Raw genomic sequence first — 18814 nt, 5'->3', positions numbered from 1 at the left:
GGCGTCAGCTCCGCAGTTTCGGGTCGAGGGCTTCCCGCATGGCCTCGCCCAGCAGGGTGAAGCCGAGGGCGGTGATGATGATGCCGAGCGCGGGATAGACGGCCATCATGGGCGCCTGGTCGAAGAAGGCCTGGGCCTGCGCCAGCATCACGCCCCACTCGGGCTGGGCCGCGTCCGGGTTGCCGAGGCCGAGGAAGGAGAGCGCCGCGGCCTCGATGATCGCGGTGGCCAGGGCCAGGGTGGTCTGGACGATGACCGGGCCGAGGGAGTTCGGCAGCACGTGCCCGAGGACGACGCGCCGGCGGCGCACGCCCAGGGCGCGGGCGGCCAGGACGTAGTCGGCGCCCGCCTGGGCGAGCATCGAGCCGCGCAGCAGCCGCGCGAACACGGGGATCTGCACGACGCCGACGGCGATCATGACGGTGGTGAGGCTCTGCCCCATCACCGCCGCGATGCTGACCGCGAGCAGCAGCGAGGGCAGCGCGAGCATCATGTCGATGACGCGCATCAGCACGGTGTCCAGCCGCCGGCCCCACGCGCCGCCGAAGGACAGCGCGGCGCCCGCGACGCCGCCGATGAGGGCGCCGACGGCCAGGCCGAGGAGCGTGGAGACGACGCCGACGAGCAGCGTCTGCCGGGCGCCGACGAGCATGCGGGACAGCTCGTCGCGGGCGAGGTGGTCGAGGCCGAGCCAGTTCTCGGCGCGCGGGCCGACGAACTCGGCGGCGTTGACGCGGACTTCGCCGCGCCAGAGCTGCGCCGTCGGGTCGTAGGGCGCGATCCACGGGCCGATGATGGCGATGATGACGAACACCGCCATGATGCCGCCGCCGATCATGGCCATCTTGCTGCCGCGCAGGCGGCGCAGGGCCTCGGTCCACAGGCTGCCGCCGGCGGCGGTCTCGCGCTGCGCGGTGAGTTCGGCGAGCCGGTCGATCTTCGCGAACTTGGTGGCCATCTCAGTTCACCCGCACTCTCGGGTCGATGACGCTGTACGCGAGGTCGACCACCAGGTTGATGAGGACATAGGTGAGCGCGATGAAGAGGATGAAGCCCATCAGCACGGGATAGTCGCGGCCGTCGATCGCGGTCTGGATGAACGAGCCGATGCCGCCGAACGAGAACACGGACTCGGTGAGCACCGCGCCGGACAGCAGGCTGCCGGTGGCCAGGCCCACGGTGGTGACGACCGGAAGCAGCGCGTTGCGCATGACGTGCCGGCCGCGCACGACGCGCTGGCGCAGGCCCTTGGACTCGGCGGTGCGCACGTAGTCCTCGCTGAGCACTTCGAGCACGCTGGCGCGCGTGATGCGCACGATGAGGGCCAGCGGGATCGAGGCCAGGGCGATGCCGGGCAGCGCCAGGTGCTGGAGGGCGTCCCAGGAGGCGTCCCACTCGCCGGTGAGGAGGCCGTCGAGGACGAAGAACCCGGTGACCTCCGTGGCGTCGATGCCGGCGGACTGCCGGCCGACGCTCGGCAGCCAGCCCAGGTTGACGGCGAACACCGAGCGCAGCAGGAATGCCAGGAAGAAGACGGGGATGCACACGCCGATCAGCGAGCTCGACACCGCGGTGACGTCGAGCCAGCTGCCGCGCCTGCGGGCGGCGAAGTAGCCGAGCGGTATGCCGATGAGCACGGCGATGAGGATCGCGGTCAGCGCGAGTTCGACCGTGGCGGGGAACCGCGTGGTGAACTCCTCCCACACCGGCTGCCCGGTCTGCACGGAGGTGCCCAGGTCGAGCTGGAACAGCCGCTCGATCCAGCGGCTGTACTGGACCCACACCGGTTCGTCGAGGCCGAGGGCCGCCTCGATCTGCCGCCGGTCGGCCTCGGTGGCGCGTTCGCCGAGCAGCGCGGAGGCCGGCCCGCCGGGCAATCGGTGGATCCACAGGAACAGGAGGACCGTCAGGCCGAACAGCGTCGGTATCAGTTGCAGCAGCCTGCGGACGATGAGACGGAGCACCGAAGGGCTCCCCTTTCTGCGTGAGCCTGGTGGGCCCGGGTTCCACAGGTCCGCCCGGCCACGTGGTGGTGGCCGGGCGGATCGTTCCTGGGCCTGCGGCTGAGCTACTTGAAGGAGACCTCGGCGAAGTTCTCCTGCGTCAGCGGCGAGACCGTCGGCGGGTTGACGTCGGCGGAGAACGCGATGGAGGGCGGCGAGCTGGAGATCGGCACGCCGGGCAGGAACTCCATCACCATCTCGTTGATCTGCTCGTAGATGGCGACGCGGGCGGCCTCGTCGGGCTCGGCCTGGGCCTGGTCCATCAGGGCGAACAGCTCCTCGTTCTCGAAGCCCCACTCCTTGCTGTACCCGGCGAACCAGGTGCCGAGGAAGTTGTAGCCGTCGTTGAAGTCACCGGTCCAGCCCAGCAGGTAGATGTTGCAGCCGCCGTCGCGCGTGGTCTCGGTGTAGTCCGGGTTCCACTTCAGCGGCACCGGGTTGACGGTGATGCCGACGGCTTCGAGGTCCGCCTTCAGCAGCTCGTAGATGTCGGCGGGGGCCGGCATGTACGGGCGGGTGACCTCGGTCGGGTAGCAGAAGTCGACCGCCAGGTCCTCCGCACCGGCGTCCGCGAGCAACTGCTGGGCGCGCTCGGGGTCGTAGTCGTAGGTGGTGACGTCGGGCGAGAAGCCCGCGACCGTGTCCGGCATGAACTGGCTGGCCACCACGCCGCCCTCGGGCAGCTGGGTGCTGACGATGTTCTCGCGGTCCATCGCGTGCGCCAGCGCCTGCCTGACCTCGAGCTGCTGGAGCGCCTCGTTGCTGTCCTGGGTGATGCCCAGGTAGAGGATGTTGAAGACATCGCGCGTGGGCACCTGGAAGCCCTCGCCCGCGAGCGTCGCCACGTCGGCGGGCGCGACCAGGTCGTAGCCGTGGATGTCGCCGGCCTGGAGCGCCTGCCGCCTGGCGTCCTCCTCGGGGATCGTGCGGAAGATCAGCTCCTGAACGCCCGCGGCGTCGCCCCAGTACTCGTCGAACCGGGTCAGGCTGACCTCGCCGTTCCCCTTGTTCCACTCGGAGATCTGGAACGGCCCTGTGCCCGCGGCCGTGCCGGCCTCCTGGCTGTAGCCGGGGAAGGTGAGGTTCTCGCCCTCGCCGCTCGCCTCGTCCTCGGCGTACGCCTCAAGGGAGTCGGGCGAGTGGATGGAGAACGCCTGGAGGGAGAAGCCGCCCGGGTAGTTGGCGGAGGGCTCCGCGACCTCGATGACGGCCGTCAGCTCGTCGGGCGCGGTGCAGCCGACGTAGTTCGGCTCGGGCGTCTCCGGGCTCTCGTTCTCGGCGAAGCCGCCGAACACGGTCTGCCAGTAGTACGACATGGTCGTGTTCTGGTAGGTGCCCGACCAGTTGTACCAGCGGTCGAAGTTGGCGCAGACGACCTCGCCGGTGAGTTCGGCGCCGTCGTGGAAGGTGACCCCCTCGCGGAGGGTGAACGTCCACTCGGTGCCCGTCTCGTTGCCGCTCCACTCCTCGGCGAGCCCGCCGACCAGTTCGGTGCCGCCCGGCTCGTGGTCGAGCAGCGTCTCGAATGCCTGGCGCGTGACGCGGAAGGTCTCGCCGTCGCTGGCAAGCGAGGGGTCCAGGGAGGCGGGGTCGCCCGCCGCGCCGAAGACGAACGGCTGGGAGTCGTCGCCCGAGTCGCCGTCGTCGTCGCGCTCGCTGGCGCAACCGGTCGCGACCAGCCCGGCCGCGATGACGGCCGCGACGATTCGTGCGGCCCTGGGTCTTGCTATGCGCATTGATCCACCTCAGAGGTCGGCGGTGGTGAAGGTCTGTCATGAACCAGACGTTCGGTGGACGGCACATTACTGCGCGGGTACATAGCTGTGAACCGCATACCGGACGGCGATATCGACCTGAGACGTGCCCCATGAACACGGAGATAATGCCGTATAACCGGCGCACCGAGCGGCTTTCACGGGCGAAAGGGGAGTGCGGCAACATGCCGCACAACCCGCGGCAACACGCGCGTGACACACCCCCGCGCGGGCCCGTGCGGACCGCCCGGCGGCCCGGGGCCGCGCGGGGCGCGGCGGCGGGCGTTCCCGGCTGCGGCGCGCGTCGCCGGCGGCGCCTCGCGCGGTGCCGCCCCGCCCCGGGAACCACCACGCGCCACCCGCGTCACGGCCGCCTCCGCGCACCGGCCAGGCGGGCCGAGATGGCCGGTGTGGTCGGGAAACCTCAGGAAAGCCTTCAGACATGTACCCGTGACAGTGGGCGCATAGCGTTGGCGCACCCCCCACACGAGTGAACGCGCACCGGAGCGGCCATGCTCGAATCCAGCCACTCAGCAGCGAAGAAGATACAAAGGACAAAGCCCTCCTCCGGGAGGGAAACCCCTCATTTCGAGGAACCAGGTCCGTCCTCAACGCTCTCAGGTGATCCCCAGATGATCGGTCGTATCCCTGTTCTTGACGTCCAGCCGCGCGTTGACTGCGGGCGGCGCCCCGTCAAGGCGGTGCCGGGCGAGACCTTCCAGGTCAGCGCCACCGTCTTCCGGGAGGGCGCGGAGGCGGTCGGGGCCAACGTCGTCCTGCGCGACCCGAACGGGCGCGGCGGCCCCTGGACCCCCATGCGCGAACTCGCCCCCGGCACCGACCGCTGGGGAGCCGAGGTGACCCCCGACAGCGAGGGGCGCTGGACCTTCGCGGTGGAGGCGTGGGGCGACCCCGTCGCCTCCTGGCGCGATGTCGCCCGCGTCAAGATCCCCGCGGGCGTCGACACCGAACTGACCCTGTCGGAAGGCGCGCAGCTGCTCCAGCAGGCGGCCGCGGCCGTGCCCAAGAGCGAGGGCAAGGACGTCGTCCTGGCCGCCGTCGTCGCGCTGGCGGACGCCTCGCTCCCCCCTACCGTGCGGCTCGCGTCCGCCCTGACCCCCGAGGTGACGGCCGTGCTCGCCCGCCACCCGCTGCGCGAACTCCTCACCGCCTCGCGGCCGATGCCGCTGCTCGTGGAGCGCGAACGCGCGCTGTTCGGCTCGTGGTACGAGTTCTTCCCGCGCTCCGAGGGTGCCGTGGCGGGCCGGGGCCGCCGGCCTGCGCACGGCACCTTCAGGACCGCGGCCGAGCGGCTGCCCGCCATCGCGGAGATGGGCTTCGACGTCGTCTACCTGCCGCCGGTCCACCCCATCGGCACCTCGTTCCGCAAGGGCAGGAACGGCGCGCTGACCGCGGGCCGCGACGACGTCGGCTCGCCCTGGGCGATCGGCTCGCCCGACGGCGGCCACGACGCGGTCCACCCCGACCTCGGCACGATGGAGGACTTCGACGCGTTCGTCTCCGCGGCCCGCTCCCTCGGCCTCGAAGTCGCCCTCGATTTCGCACTCCAGTGCAGCCCTGACCACCCGTGGGTGAAATCGCACCCCGAATGGTTCCGCAGGCGCGGCGACGGGAGCATCGCGTTCGCCGAGAACCCGCCGAAGAAGTACCAGGACATCTACCCGATCTCGTTCGAGAACGACTTCCGCGGCCTGGTCACGGAGACGCTGCGCGTCCTGCGGCTGTGGATGGCGCACGGCGTGCGCGTCTTCCGCGTGGACAATCCGCACACCAAGCCCGTGGTCTTCTGGGAGAAGGTCATCGCGGAGATCAACCGCACCGATCCCGATGTCATCTTCCTGGCCGAGGCGTTCACGCGGCCCGCCATGATGCGGACGCTCGCGCAGATCGGCTTCCAGCAGTCGTACACCTACTTCACCTGGCGCAACACCAAGCAGGAGCTGACGGAGTACCTGACGGAGCTGACGCGCGAGACGGCGCCATACATGCGCCCCAACTTCTTCGTCAACACGCCCGACATCCTCCACGCCTACCTCCAGCACGGCGGGCGGGCCGCGTTCGAGACCCGGGCCGTGCTGGCCGCGACGCTGTCGCCGAGCTGGGGCATGTACTCCGGCTACGAGCTGTGCGAGAACACCCCGGCCGCGCCGGGCAGCGAGGAGTACCAGGACTCGGAGAAGTTCCAGCTGCGACCCCGCGACTGGGCCGGGGCGCGGGCGGCGGGCACGTCCATCGCACCGCTGATCACCGTGCTGAACACCTTGCGCCGCAGCCACCCCGCCCTGCGCCAGCTGCGCGATCTGCACTTCCACCGCACGGACAACGACCACATCCTGGCCTACTCGAAGCGCTCGCGGACACCTCACGCCGACTGCGTACTGATCGTGGTCAACCTCGATCCCCACCACACCCACGAAGCAACGGTCTCGTTGGACATGGAGCAACTCAAGGGCTACGGCCTCACACCCGCTCAGGAGACGGGTGCCGAGTCCTTCCCGGTGTGCGACGAGCTCACCGGAGAGACCTACCACTGGGGCAGGGACAACTATGTACGGCTTGAGCCGGGCCGTGCGGATGCGTACGCCTCCTCGGCCCACATCTTGGCCCTGCGACCGTCCTCACAGACCGGAGGGTCACCCACACCATGAGCGTCAATGAGCCGGTCCCCGACACATTCGAGGACACGCCCGACCGCGACCGCGACCCCGAATGGTTCAAGCGCGCGGTGTTCTACGAGGTCCTGGTCCGCTCCTTCCAGGACAGCAACGGCGACGGAATCGGCGACCTGAAGGGCCTCACGGCCCGGCTGGACTACTTGCAGTGGCTCGGCGTCGACTGCCTCTGGCTGCCGCCCTTCTTCAAGTCGCCCATGCGCGACGGCGGGTACGACGTCTCGGACTACACCGACGTGCACCCGCACTTCGGCGACCTCGCGGACTTCGTCGAGTTCGTCGACGCGGCGCACCAGCGGGGCATGCGGGTCATCATCGACTTCGTCATGAACCACACGAGCGACCAGCACCGGTGGTTCCACGAGTCGCGCACGGACCCGGACGGCCCGTACGGCGACTACTACATGTGGGCCGACGACGACAAGCAGTACGCGGACGCGCGCATCATCTTCGTCGACACCGAATCGTCCAACTGGACGTTCGACCCGGTCCGCAAGCAGTACTACTTCCACCGCTTCTTCTCCCACCAGCCGGACCTCAACTACCGCAGCGCCGCCGTGCAGGAGGAGATCCTGTCGGCGCTGCGGTTCTGGCTGGACCTGGGCATCGACGGCTTCCGGCTCGACGCGGTGCCGTACCTGTACGCCGAGGAGGGGACCAACTGCGAAAACCTTCCTGCGTCGCACGCGTTCCTCAAGCGGGTGCGCGCCGAGATCGACGCGCACTACCCCGACACGGTGCTGCTGGCCGAGGCCAACCAGTGGCCCGAGGACGTCGTGGACTACTTCGGGGACTTCGACAAGGGCGGCGACGAGTGCCACATGGCGTTCCACTTCCCGGTGATGCCGCGCATCTTCATGGCGGTGCGCCGGGAGTCCCGCTACCCCGTGTCGGAAATCCTGGCCAAGACCCCGCAGATCCCCTCGGGCTGCCAGTGGGGGATCTTCCTGCGCAACCACGACGAGCTGACCCTGGAGATGGTCACCGACGAGGAGCGCGACTACATGTACGCGGAGTACGCCAAGGACCCGCGCATGCGCGCCAACATCGGCATTCGGCGGCGGCTCGCCCCGCTGCTCGACAACGACCGCAACCAGATCGAGCTGTTCACGGCGCTGCTGCTGTCGCTGCCGGGCTCGCCGATCCTGTACTACGGCGACGAGATCGGCATGGGCGACAACATCTGGCTCGGCGACCGCGACGCGGTCCGCACCCCCATGCAGTGGACACCCGACCGCAACGCCGGCTTCTCCTCGTGCGACCCCGGCCGGCTGTACCTGCCGAACATCATGGACCCGGTGTACGGCTACCAGGTCACCAACGTGGAGGCGGCTATGAGTTCCCCCGCCTCGCTGCTGCACTGGACCCGGCGGATGGTGGAGATCCGCAAGCAGAACCGGGCGTTCGGGCTCGGCACGTACAGCGAGCTGCCCTCGTCCAACCCGGCCGTGCTCGCCTACCTGCGCGAGTACGAGGACGACCTGGTGATGTGCGTCAACAACTTCTCGCGGTTCTCCCAGCCCACGGAGCTGGACCTCCAGCCCTTCGCGGGCCGGGTCCCGGTGGAGCTGATCGGCGGGGTGCGCTTCCCGCCCGTGGGGGAGCTGCCCTACCTGCTGACCCTCGCGGGCCACGGCTTCTACTGGTTCCGGCTGCGTGAAGTCCCGGAGTCGTAGGCCGAAGACCGTACGGGACAGGCTTACCCCCAGCCCTCTGGGGGAAGCCTCCCCGTACGCCAAGCGTTGCCCATAACCCTCCATCTGCGTTACGGGCCTCACCCGCACGGTCGGGTTCCTTCACGACACGTCCCGCACCGCTGGGCAACCCACGTCTCAATCCGGGACACTTCGTCACATAATCCGTGCCCCGGGGAAAGGACGCCATGTCGGAAAGCTCCCCGCCCCGGACGGCTCCGGCCCGGACCCCGCTCGCCGACGCGCCGCAGGGCGGCGCCCTGCTCCGCTCCCTGACCGGTCTGCTCGCGCGCTGGCTCCCCGGGCAGCGCTGGTTCGCCGGCAAGGGCCGCCCGATGGGCGGGCTCACCCTGGTCGCCGCGACCGAACTGCTGCCCTGCACCGCCCAGGGCACCGCGCCCGGGCTGCTGCACCTGCTGATCCGCACCCGCGCGGAGGAGGGCGACCCGGCGCAGGCCCCGCCCTCGGGCGACTGCTACCAGGTGCTGCTCGGCGTCAGACCCGCGCTGCCGCCCGCGCTCGGCCCCGCCCTCGTGGGGCGCCCGACCGAGGGGCCGCTGCGCGGCCGGGCCGTGTACGAGGCCCTGCACGACCCCCGGCTCGCCGGCCTGCTGCTGGAACGGCTGCGCACGCCGGGCCGCATCGGCGCCCTCCGCTTCACGCCGGCCCCCGGCGCCTCGGTGCCCGCCGGGCTGCCGCCCCGCGTCCTCACCGGCGAGCAGTCCAACTCCTCGGTGGTGTACGGCGACGCGCACATCCTGAAGCTGTTCCGCCGCGTCAGCCCCGGCGTCAACCCCGACCTCGAACTGCCGCTCGCGCTGGCCGAGGCGGGCTCCGACCGGGTGCCGGCCCCCGCCGCCTGGTTCGAGGCGCACGTCCAGGAACCGCCGCCCGACGGCGACCGCTCCCCGGCGGAGCGGGCGCCCGAGCCGCTGACGCTCGGGGTGCTCACGCCGTTCCTCGGCGGCTCGGTCGACGGCTGGCAGCTGGCGCTCCAGTCCCTGGGCCACCGCACCGACTTCACCTCCGCGTCCCACTCACTCGGCCGCGCGACGGCCGAGGTGCACACCGCGCTCGCCGGCGCGCTGCCCACGGACGTCCTGCGCCGCCCGCAGCTCGAACAGACCGCGACCGGCATGGTCGAACGGCTCACCGAGGCCACCGCGGCCGTGCCCGCGCTGCGCCCCTACGGCTCGGGGCTGCGGCGCGCCTACGAGGCGCTCGGCGCCTTCGCGCGGCGCGGCGGCACCTGCCCCGTCCAACGCCTGCACGGCGACCTGCACCTCGGCCAGGTGCTCCTCACACCCGACCCCAGGGGCCGCGGCTCCCACTGGTCGGTGATCGACTTCGAGGGCGAGCCCGCCAGGCCGCTGACCGACCGGCGCCGCCCCGGGCCGCCCGTGCGGGACGTCGCGGGGATGCTGCGGTCGTTCGACTACGCGGCCTGCCAGCACCGCACCGGCGGCCCGTGGGTCGAGGAGTGGTCCCGGGCCAACCGGGCCGCCTACTGCCGCGGCTACGCCGAGGCGTCGGGCAACGACCCGCTGGCGCAGCGCGAACTGCTGCTCGCCTACGAGACGGACAAGGCCGTCTACGAGGTGCTGTACGAGGCCAGGCACCGCCCGGCGTGGCTGCACGTCCCGATGGCGGCGATCCGCCGCCTGGCCCAGGGCGCCGACTGACATCCGCGGCGGCGTCCGCGAGGACGCGGCCTCCGGCGGCAAGGAGCCGCCCGCCGGGCCCGCCCGGGTCCCGCGGGCGAGGAAAGGAACGCATTCGCTGTGCACGCGACGCTGTCCCAGGCGGACCGGACCCGGCTGCTCGCCGGCGAGCACCACGACCCGCACGCGCTGCTCGGCGCCCACCCCGCGCCCGGCGGCACCCTGGTGCGCGTGCTGCGCCCGCTGGCCCGCAGGGTCACGGTCCGGGGCGCCGAGCTGGCCCCCGAGGGCGACGGGCTCTTCTCCGCCGTCCTCCCCCCAGGACCCGCGGCCGACCCGCGCCCGCAGGTGACGTGGCCGGACGGCACCCGCAGCCGCGCCCACGACCCGTACCGCTTCCTGCCCGCCCTGGGCGAGGTCGACCTGCACCTGATCTCCGAGGGCCGGCACGAACGCCTGTGGGAGGCGCTCGGCGCCCGGCCGATGACGCACCAGGGCGTGACGGGCACCCGGTTCACCGTGTGGGCGCCGAACGCGCGCGGCGTGCGCGTCGCCGCCGACTTCAACGGCTGGGACGGCACCGGCTTCCCGATGCGCTCGCTGGGCGCGTCGGGCGTGTGGGAGCTGTTCGTGCCGGGCGTCGGCCCCGGCACCCGCTACAAGTACGACGTCTGCCGGGCCGACGGCACCCACGCGCTGCGCGCCGACCCGCTCGCCCTGGCCACCGAGTGCCCGCCCGCGACCGCGTCCGTGGTCCACCGCAGCGACTACGCGTGGGGCGACGCCGAGTGGCTGGACCGCCGCGCCGAGCGGCCCGCGCACGCCGCGCCGATGTCCGTGTACGAACTGCACCTGCCCTCCTGGCGGCCCGGGCTGGACTACCGGGGGCTCGCGGAGCAGCTGCCCGCCTACGTCCGCGACCTCGGCTTCACCCACGTCGAGCTGATGCCGCCGGCCGAGCACCCGTTCGGCGGCTCCTGGGGCTACCAGGTGACCGGCTACTACGCGCCGACGGCGCGCCTCGGCACGCCCGACGACTTCAAGTTCCTCGTCGACTCCCTGCACCGAGCCGGCATCGGCGTGCTGATGGACTGGGTCCCCGCGCACTTCCCGAAGGACGAGTGGGCGCTGGCCGCGTTCGACGGCACGCCCTGCTACGAGCACCCCGACCCGCGCCGCGCCGAGCACCCCGACTGGGGCACGCTCGAATTCGACTTCGGACGCCGCGAGGTGCGCAACTTCCTCGTCGCCAACGCCGTGTTCTGGTGCGAGGAGTACCACATCGACGGCCTGCGCGTGGACGCGGTCGCCTCGATGCTCTACCTCGACTACTCGCGCGCGGAGGGCGAGTGGCTGCCCAACGCCGAGGGCGGCCGGGAGAACTGGGACGCGGTGGCGTTCCTCCAGGAGATGAACGCCACCGTGTACCGCCGCTGCCCCGGCGTGCTGACCGTGGCCGAGGAGTCCACCGCGTGGGACGGCGTCACCCGCGCCACGGAGCACGGGGGCCTCGGCTTCGGCTTCAAGTGGAACATGGGCTGGATGCACGACTCGCTGCGGTACATGTCCAAGGACCCCGTGCACCGCGGGTGGCACCACGGCGACATGACGTTCTCCATGGTGTACGCCTACTCGGAGAACTACGTCCTGCCGATCTCGCACGACGAGGTGGTGCACGGCAAGCGGGCCCTGGTGTCGAAGATGCCGGGCGACTGGTGGCGGCAACGCGCCGACCTGCGCGCCTACCTGGCGTTCATGTGGGCGCACCCGGGCAAGCAGCTCCTCTTCATGGGGCAGGAGTTCGCCCAGGGGGCCGAGTGGTCGGAGGAGACGGGCCCGCAGTGGTGGGTGCTCGACCCCGGCTACGTGGCGGCCGGCGACCACGCCGGGGTGCAGCGCCTGGTCCGCGACCTGAACACCGGCTACCGCGCCACCCCGGCGCTGTGGGAACGCGACACCGACCCCGGCGGCTTCTCGTGGGTCGAGGCGGACGCGGCGCGGGACAACCTGTTCGCCTTCCTCCGCTTCGCCTCCGACGGCTCCCCGCTCCTGGTCGTCTGCCACTTCTCCCCCGTGGCGCGGCACGGCTACCGCGTCGGCGTGCCGCCGGTGGCCGGTGCCTGGCGGGAGGCGCTGAACACCGACGCCGCCGCGTACGGCGGCAGCGGCGTCACCACGGCCGCGCCCGTGCCGGCGTCCCCCACGCCGAGCCACGGCCACGGGGCCAGCCTCGTGCTCACGCTCCCGCCCCTGGCCACCGTCTGGCTGCGCCCGGTGTGACCCGGCGGGGCGCGCGGGCGCGTCAGGCGACCGGCTCCCGGTACCAGGGGTCGGCCACGGTCCCGGTGCGGGTGCCCTCGTCCCACGTGTAGACCTCGCGCCCCCGGATGAAGACGCGCAGCGCGCGGCTCATCACGTTCAGCGGGTCGCCCGACCAGATGACGACGTCGCCGTCCAGGCCGGTGCGCAGGCTGCCGACGCGGTCGTCGAGGCCCATGATCTCGGCCGGGTGGGTGGTGATGGTGCGCAGCGCGGTGGCGGGGTCGAGTCCCTCCTTCACGCACAGCGTGACCTGGTGCACCAGGAAGTTGATGGGCACCACGGGGTGGTCGGTGGTGATGGCGACCTTGACCCCGGCGCGCTCCAGGATGCCGGGGTTGGCCAGGGTGCGCCCGCGCGTCTCCACCTTGGTCCGCGTGGTGAACAGCGGCCCCGAGACCACCGGGATGCCGCGGCGGGCGATCTCGTCGGCGAGCAGGTGCGCCTCGGTGCCGTGGTTGAGGATGACGCGGTAGCCGAACTCGTCGGCGAGCCGCAGCGCGGTGGCGATGTCGTCGGCGCGGTGGGTGTGCTGGCTCCACGGCAGCTCGCGGTCGAGGACGCGGACCAGGGTCTCCAGGGTGGGGTCGTGGTCGAACGGCTTGCCCTCGGCCGCGGCGTGCTCGCGCCTGGCCCGGTAGTCGCGAGCGCGGCCGAACGCGTCGCGGATGACGGCCGCCACGCCCTGCCGCGTCGAGGGCAGCCGCTGCTTGTCGCCGTAGACCCGCTTGGGGTTCTCGCCCAGGGCGCTCTTGACGCTGACCGGCTCCCGGATCAGCATCTCGTCGACGCTGCGGCCCCAGCACTTGACGGCGACGGTCCTGCCGCCGATGGGGTTGCCCGAGCCCGGCTTGATGACCGCGCTCGTCACGCCGCCGGCGAGGGCGTCGGCGAACCCGGTGTCCGCGGGGTTGAGGGCGTCGAGCGCGCGCATCCTGGCCCCGTTGGGGTCGGTCATCTCGTTCGTGTCCTGCCCGGCCCAGCCCTCGGCCTCCTCGTGCACGCCGAGGTGGCCGTGCGCCTCGACGAAGCCGGGCAGCACCCAGGCCCCCGCCGCGTCGACGACGGGCGTCCCGGCCGGGACCTCCACCTCGCGGCCGGGTCCGACGGCGGCGATCCGGCCGCCGCGGATCAGCACGGTGCCGCCCTCGACCGGCGGGCCCGAGACGGGGACGACGTAACCCGAGGTGATGGCGACGTCGAGGCCGGGAACGGTGTGCGGTGTCTGGTGCGTACCGGTGCTCATGGACGCCGAACCTATCCCACGCCTCCGACAGCGGAACGCGGTCGGCCCGGGCCCGCCCGGCTACGGTGGGAGACGTGATCACTGACGAGGATGTGCGGGCGGCGGCGGAGCGGATCGCGGGGCAGGTGCGGCCGGTGGCGCTGGCGCCCGCGGGGGAACGGGTGTGGTTCGCGCTTGAGTTCCTCCAGCACACGGGCACGTTCAAGGCACGCGGCGCGCTGAACTTCACGGCGGCGCGCGCCGAGGCCGCGGACGTGCCTGCGGCCGGTGTCGCGATCGCCTCGGGCGGGAACGCGGGCCTCGCCTGCGCCTGGGCGGCGCGCCGGCTCGGCGTGGCGGCGACGGTGTTCGTGCCCCGCACGGCCCCGGCCGTGAAGGTGGCGCGGCTGCGGGACCTGGGGGCCGACGTGCGCCAGGTCGGCGCCGAGTATGCGGAGGCCGCCGACGCCTGCGCCGAGTTCGTCTCGGTCAGCGGCGCGCTGGCCTCGCACGCCTACGACCACCCGTTGATCGCCGCGGGCGCGGGCACGCTGCTGCACGAGATCCTGGCCGCGAGGCCGGGCGTGTCCACGGTGGTCGTGGCGGTGGGGGGCGGCGGCCTGTTCGCGGGCATGGCCGCGGCGGCGGAACGGCGCGGGGTGCGGGTGGTGGCCGTGGAGCCGGAGGGCAGCCGCGCGTTGCACGCGGCGCTCGCGGCGGGCGCGCCGGTGGACGTGGTGGTGGACTCGCTCGCGGCCGACTCGCTCGGGGCCCGCCGGGTCTCGGCCGACGCGCTGCACTGGGCGCTCAGGCCGCACGCGCGTTCTGTCCTGGTGGCGGACCCCGACATCGCCGCCGCCCGGCGGCGGTTGTGGGGCGAGCACAGGATCGCGGTGGAGGCGGGGGCGGCCGCGGCACCGGCCGCGCTGTGGTCGGGGGCGTACGCGCCGGGCGCGGACGAGGAGGTGTGCGTGGTGCTGTGCGGCGCGAACACCGACCCGTCCGACCTCGCCTCGCTCCCCGAGGCCGGATAAGGCCGGTCGGCGGGCGGATCTCCGGGGCAGGGGCCGCGCCGGCCCGAAGGCAGCAGGTACCCCGCCCAGCGGCGTACGGCATCCCGCGACGCGCCATCGGCAGTGTTGCGGAGCCGGTCGTACCGTTGGGGCTCCGGGGGCGGGGCCGTGCCCGCCGCTCGCCGCGATGCGTGCCGCGGCGCCCGTACCCGCCGGGGCCCCTGCCGAACGCCGCGTGGCGCGCGGTCCGTTCGCCCGCGCGCCACCCGTACGGCGGTGGGCTCGAACCCACCGCCACCCCCGCTACGGCACGAGTGCCGGCTGGTCCGCGACCCACAGCCACGATCCGTCCGGCTGCCGACGGGCGATCTCGACGGTCACGTCACCGTTGGTCTGCGTCACGGCCGTCAGCGCCAGGTCGCCGACCACCAGTGCGGGGTGCTCCTTGCCGGGCTCGAGGACCGGCGCCGCCGCGACGAACTGCTCGTAGACCGCGCGGATCTCCGCGTGCCCGGTCGCGACGCTGCCCGGCGGGAAGGCCAGCACGGCGTCCGGCTCGTACAAAGCCACCAGCCCCTCGACATCGCCCGCGTTCGCGCGCTCGATGAAGTACTTGCCCAGGTCGTTCGGCTGAGTGGCCGCTTTCTTGTGTGTCATGGCGGTAAGCCTCCCAACCAATACACGACACCCTGTGTCACGTATTCCTGTTAGGTTTTCCGGGTGCGCGCCGACCGGTTGGTGTCGTTGGTTCTGCTGCTGCGGCAGCACGGTCGGCTGTCCGCGACCGCGCTGGCCCGCGAGCTCGAGGTGTCGACCCGCACCGTGCTGCGCGACATCGAGGCGCTGTCCGCCGCCGGCGTCCCTGTCTACGCCGAACGCGGTCGGAACGGCGGTTTCGCGTTGCTGCCCGGCTTCCGGACCGAGCTGACCGGCCTGAACCACGACGAGGCTCTCGCCCTCCTGATCGCCGGATCGCGGCGCGGCGCGCAAACGTTCGGTCTCGGTCCAGCCCTCGCCTCGGCGATGCGCAAGGTGATCGACGCGCTGCCGGAAAGCTATCGGGCCACCGCTGCCGGAGCGGCTCAGCGCTTGCTCATCGACCCGGAGACGGACCTCCTCTCGCGGCGGCTGACCGCCGAGGACGTGCCCGACAGCATCGTGGGGGAGGTCCGGCGCGCGGTGTTCGCCGGACACAAGCTGCGCATCCACTACGCGGCTGTGGACCGGCCTCCCGCGTGGCGCACGGTGGACCCGATCGGTCTGGTGACCGTGCGCGACCAGGGCTACCTGCTGGCCACGAGGTCGGGCGAGGAGCGCACCTACCGGCTGTCCCGGCTCATGGCCGCCGAGGAACTCGCCGAACCCGCGCGGCGACCGGAGCGGGTCGATCTGAACCGGGCCTGGCAGGAGCGCAGCACGCGGTTCCGGACCGGCGGCGACCAGGTCACCGTGGTGCTGCGGATGGACCCGGCGCGGCGGGAGGACCTGGTGGGCACCGCGCTGGCCGTGCTCACCGAGAGGAACGACGCCGACGGCTGGCTGCGGCTGAAGGTGACGTTCCAGGACACGAGGCACGCGGAATGGGCGCTGTGGCAGCTCGGCGCGAGCGGGGAGGTCCTGGCTCCGCGGCAGTTGCGCGACACCCTGCGCGAGCGGGCCGCCGCGATGGCCGCCCGCTACGAGCGGCCGTCCTGAGCGGGGCCGCCGCGCGCGGGACACCGCGCCCCGCCGCGTGCCGGGCCGCCGTTCGCGCCGGGCCGCCGGCGGGCCCGTACCGGGCCCGCCGGACGCCGCTCCCCCCACCCCCCGGTGGGCGTGCGCCGCCTCCGCTCGGGGACGATCATGGCCAAGGACTCGCGGCGGTGTCCCGTTTCCCGTGCAAACCCGGTCACCCCGGGTAGGGACAGTTCCGGCCGCGCGTGGCGGCGGTGTGGAGGGACACGTACATGAGGGATGCCGAGGGCGTACGCGGCCCGGCGGGACCGCCGGACCCGGGCAGCGCCCGGAGCATGGACGAACTGGTCGCGTGCCTGCGCGCGTTGCGCGGCTGGGCCGGCGCGTCGGAACGCGAGGTGCACCGGCGCGTGACGCGTGCGCGCAGGGCGCGCGGCGTCCCTGAGGTGCCCAGCTACGACACAGTGCACCGGTGCTTCCAGCCGGGCAGGGCACGGCTGAACGTCGACCTGGTCGAGGACATCGTCCGCGCGCTCGTGGGCGGCGACGCGGCCGGGCGGTGGCGCGGCGCGCACGCCCGGATCGTCGGCGCGGTCACCGGCGCCGGAGTGGTGACGGTGGCCGACGTGCCGCCCACCGACCTGCCGTCGTTCAGCGGGCGGCGCACCGAACTGGACCTGCTGCTCGGCGACGGTCCCCCCGCGGGCGGCGCCGGAGCCCGGCTGCGCGTCGTGGAGGGCATGGCCGGCGTCGGAAAGACGGCGCTGGTGGCGCGCGCGGCACACGTGCTGCGGCGGAGCGGCCGGTTCGACCTGACGCTGTGGGCCGACCTCAACGGCTACGCGCCCGACCTGCCGCCCGCCGACCCGTTCGCCGTGCTCGACGCCGCCCTGCGCCGCCTCGGCATGTCGGCCGACCGGGTCCGGCTACTCAACGGGCCCGAGCGGTCACGGGAGTTCCGCAGGCGACTGGCGGGCCGCCGGGCCCTGGTGGTCCTGGACAACGCGGGCGACGAGGAGCAGGTGCGCCCGCTGCTCCCTGAGGGGCCCGGCTGCCTCACGCTGGTGACGAGCCGGCACAGCCTGGCGGGTCTTCCGGGGGCGCGGCGGCTGCGCCTCGACGTGTTCTCGCCCTCGGACGCGATGGAGTTGCTGCGCCGCACCGCGGGACCGGAACGCGTGTCCGCCGACCCCGGCACGGCGGCCCGGATCGCGGAGGCGGTGGGCCATCTGCCGCTCGCGCTCGGCGTGGTGGCCGGGCGGATCGCGGGGCGCTCCGGCTGGACGCTCGCCGACCACCTGGAGCAGTTGCACGACCGCAGGGACCGGCTGCGCTGCGAGGACGGCGTCGAACTGGCGCTGCGCCTGTCGTACGACAGCCTGGGCCCCGCGTGCCGGCGCGCGTTCCGGCTGCTGGCCCTCGGGCCGAGGCCCGACCTGGACGCGTTCGCCGCCGCCGCACTCATCGGTGAACCACCTTCCGAGGTAGGGCCGTTGCTGCGGACGCTGCTGGCGGCGAACCTGCTGCGGGAGCCGGCCCCCGGCCGGTTCGCGTTCCACGACCTGGTACGGGTCTACGCGGCGGCGCAGGCGCACGAGCACGATCCGGCGCACGCGCGGCGCGCGGCGCTCGCGCGGTTGTACGACTACGACCGGCACGCCGCGTCGTTGGCCATGGACCGCTTCGCGCCCTACGAACGCCACCACCGGCCGCCACCGGGCCCACCGGCGGCAGCCGTTCCCGCGGTGCCCGACCGCGGCGCGGCGACGCGGTGGCTGGACACGGAACGGGCCGGGCTGGTCGCGACGGCGCTGTTCGCGGCCGATCACGGCCGCCCCGACCACACGGGCAAGATGTCGGCGCTCCTGTTCCGCTACCTGGACGTCGGCGGCCACTACCAGGACGCGGAGGCGCTGCACACGCGCGCCGAGGAGACCCCCGACCCGCACGACCGCGCGCAGGCGCTGGCCCGGCTTGGCGCGGTGCGCTGGCGGCTGGGCCGCGACCTGGAGGCGATCGAGGACTTCGGGCGGGCGCTCGCCGCCTTCCGGGAGATCGGTGACCGGGTCGGCGCGGGCTGGGTGCTGGGGAACACCGGCGAGATCCACCAGTACCTGGGCAACACCGCCGAGGCGCGCGAGCACTTCGGACAGGCCCTCGCCATCGCGCTCGAACTGCGCGAGCGGCACGAGGAGGACGACAAGCTCGGCGACCGGGGCGTGATGTACGAGCCGCTGGGCCGGTACCCGAAGCGGTACGCGCACCCGCGCGAGGCACTGGAGATGGGGCGGGAACTCCTGGGCGTCGCGCGGCGGATCGGGGACCGCGTCAGCGAGGGCCAGGTGCTGGGCAGCATGGGCTCGATCCTGCGGCAGGACGGCCGCCCGGCCGAAGCGCTCGATCACCTGCGGCAGGCGCTGACCATCGCGCGCGGCATCGGCCACCACGTCGCGGAGGTCGCGTTGCTGAACGAACTGGGCGCCACCTGGCGGGCGTTGGACGGCGACGAAACGGCCGGCCGCGCGCTGGACAGCTACCGGGACGCGGCGGCGCGCGCGCACGAACTCGGTGACCGCTACGAGCGGGCCCGCGCCCACGACGGGCTCGGGCACTGCCTGCTGGCGGCGGGCGACGAACGGGCGGCGCGCGGGGAGTGGGCGCGGGCGCACGCGCTGTTCACGGAACTCGGCACCCCCGAGGCCGACGCGGTGGCACAGCGGCTCGGACCGCTCGGCGGCACGCAGGCGTGAGACGGCACGCACCGTGGGGCGGCGGGCG

The 18814-nt window shown here is 73.0% G+C and carries 12 protein-coding genes; 7 read left to right on the top strand and 5 right to left on the bottom strand.

Features of this window, described 5'->3' with window-relative positions:
• Window positions 1-4: 4 nt before the first annotated feature.
• The 3 genes from LC193_RS23160 to LC193_RS23150 all read right to left on the bottom strand — a co-directional run bounded on the left by LC193_RS23160 (window position 5) and on the right by LC193_RS23150 (window position 3739).
• On the bottom strand, window positions 5-958 hold the full coding sequence (locus LC193_RS23160; protein WP_226077133.1) for an ABC transporter permease: 954 nt from the start codon (window positions 956-958) through the stop codon (window positions 5-7).
• A gap of 1 nt (window position 959) precedes the next feature.
• Window positions 960-1964, bottom strand: a complete 1005-nt coding sequence (locus LC193_RS23155) for an ABC transporter permease (protein ID WP_226077132.1) — start codon at window positions 1962-1964, stop codon at window positions 960-962.
• 104 nt (window positions 1965-2068) lie between these two features.
• Window positions 2069-3739: an ABC transporter substrate-binding protein gene (locus LC193_RS23150; protein WP_226077131.1), complete on the bottom strand. Its 1671-nt coding sequence runs from the start codon at window positions 3737-3739 to the stop codon at window positions 2069-2071.
• A gap of 650 nt (window positions 3740-4389) precedes the next feature.
• On the opposite strand from LC193_RS23150, the gene LC193_RS23145 reads away from it, so the two are divergent.
• The 4 genes from LC193_RS23145 (at window position 4390) to glgB (ending at window position 12085) form a co-directional block, all read left to right on the top strand.
• Complete coding sequence (locus tag LC193_RS23145; RefSeq protein ID WP_226077130.1) at window positions 4390-6426, top strand: alpha-1,4-glucan--maltose-1-phosphate maltosyltransferase; 2037 nt, start codon at window positions 4390-4392, stop codon at window positions 6424-6426.
• Window positions 6423-8126: a maltose alpha-D-glucosyltransferase gene (gene treS / locus LC193_RS23140; protein WP_226077129.1), complete on the top strand. Its 1704-nt coding sequence runs from the start codon at window positions 6423-6425 to the stop codon at window positions 8124-8126. Before LC193_RS23145 ends, treS begins: the two co-directional genes overlap by 4 nt.
• Before the next feature lie 206 nt (window positions 8127-8332).
• Complete coding sequence (locus LC193_RS23135; protein WP_226077127.1) at window positions 8333-9826, top strand: maltokinase N-terminal cap-like domain-containing protein; 1494 nt, start codon at window positions 8333-8335, stop codon at window positions 9824-9826.
• 99 nt (window positions 9827-9925) lie between these two features.
• On the top strand, window positions 9926-12085 hold the full coding sequence (glgB, locus tag LC193_RS23130) for a 1,4-alpha-glucan branching enzyme (RefSeq protein WP_226077125.1): 2160 nt from the start codon (window positions 9926-9928) through the stop codon (window positions 12083-12085).
• Between the two features lie 22 nt (window positions 12086-12107).
• Here glgB and LC193_RS23125 read toward each other — a convergent pair whose 3' ends face one another.
• A complete protein-coding gene (locus LC193_RS23125) occupies window positions 12108-13370 on the bottom strand; it encodes an amidohydrolase (protein WP_226077123.1) in 1263 nt (420 codons plus the stop codon).
• 74 nt (window positions 13371-13444) lie between these two features.
• Between LC193_RS23125 and LC193_RS23120 the strand changes: the two genes are divergently transcribed.
• Entirely contained in the window at window positions 13445-14383 is a 939-nt protein-coding gene (locus tag LC193_RS23120; RefSeq protein ID WP_226077121.1) for a serine/threonine dehydratase, read from the top strand.
• Between the two features lie 282 nt (window positions 14384-14665).
• Here LC193_RS23120 and LC193_RS23115 read toward each other — a convergent pair whose 3' ends face one another.
• Window positions 14666-15019 carry a YybH family protein gene (locus LC193_RS23115; RefSeq protein ID WP_226077119.1) on the bottom strand — a complete coding sequence of 118 codons (354 nt, stop codon included), beginning with the start codon at window positions 15017-15019 and terminating at the stop codon, window positions 14666-14668.
• A 63-nt stretch (window positions 15020-15082) separates the two neighbouring features.
• On the opposite strand from LC193_RS23115, the gene LC193_RS23110 reads away from it, so the two are divergent.
• Window positions 15083-16057: a helix-turn-helix transcriptional regulator gene (locus tag LC193_RS23110; RefSeq protein ID WP_226077117.1), complete on the top strand. Its 975-nt coding sequence runs from the start codon at window positions 15083-15085 to the stop codon at window positions 16055-16057.
• A 251-nt stretch (window positions 16058-16308) separates the two neighbouring features.
• Window positions 16309-18786 carry a tetratricopeptide repeat protein gene (locus LC193_RS23105; RefSeq protein ID WP_226077115.1) on the top strand — a complete coding sequence of 826 codons (2478 nt, stop codon included), beginning with the start codon at window positions 16309-16311 and terminating at the stop codon, window positions 18784-18786.
• Window positions 18787-18814 lie beyond the last annotated feature (28 nt).

The organism is Streptomyces marincola, from assembly GCF_020410765.1.
GTDB lineage: Bacteria > Actinomycetota > Actinomycetes > Streptomycetales > Streptomycetaceae > Streptomyces > Streptomyces marincola.
The sequence above is the reverse complement of the archived record's forward strand: the minus strand, read 5'-3'. Positions and strand labels throughout refer to the sequence as shown.

Coding starts and splice junctions, on each gene's coding strand:
- LC193_RS23160 (WP_226077133.1), bottom strand. CDS start 958: ATGGCCACCAAGTTCGCGAAGATCGACCGGCTCGCCGAACTCACCGCG.
- LC193_RS23150 (WP_226077131.1), bottom strand. CDS start 3,739: ATGCGCATAGCAAGACCCAGGGCCGCACGAATCGTCGCGGCCGTCATC.
- LC193_RS23145 (WP_226077130.1), top strand. CDS start 4,390: ATGATCGGTCGTATCCCTGTTCTTGACGTCCAGCCGCGCGTTGACTGC.
- treS (WP_226077129.1), top strand. CDS start 6,423: ATGAGCGTCAATGAGCCGGTCCCCGACACATTCGAGGACACGCCCGAC.
- LC193_RS23135 (WP_226077127.1), top strand. CDS start 8,333: ATGTCGGAAAGCTCCCCGCCCCGGACGGCTCCGGCCCGGACCCCGCTC.
- LC193_RS23125 (WP_226077123.1), bottom strand. CDS start 13,370: ATGAGCACCGGTACGCACCAGACACCGCACACCGTTCCCGGCCTCGAC.
- LC193_RS23115 (WP_226077119.1), bottom strand. CDS start 15,019: ATGACACACAAGAAAGCGGCCACTCAGCCGAACGACCTGGGCAAGTAC.
- LC193_RS23105 (WP_226077115.1), top strand. CDS start 16,309: ATGAGGGATGCCGAGGGCGTACGCGGCCCGGCGGGACCGCCGGACCCG.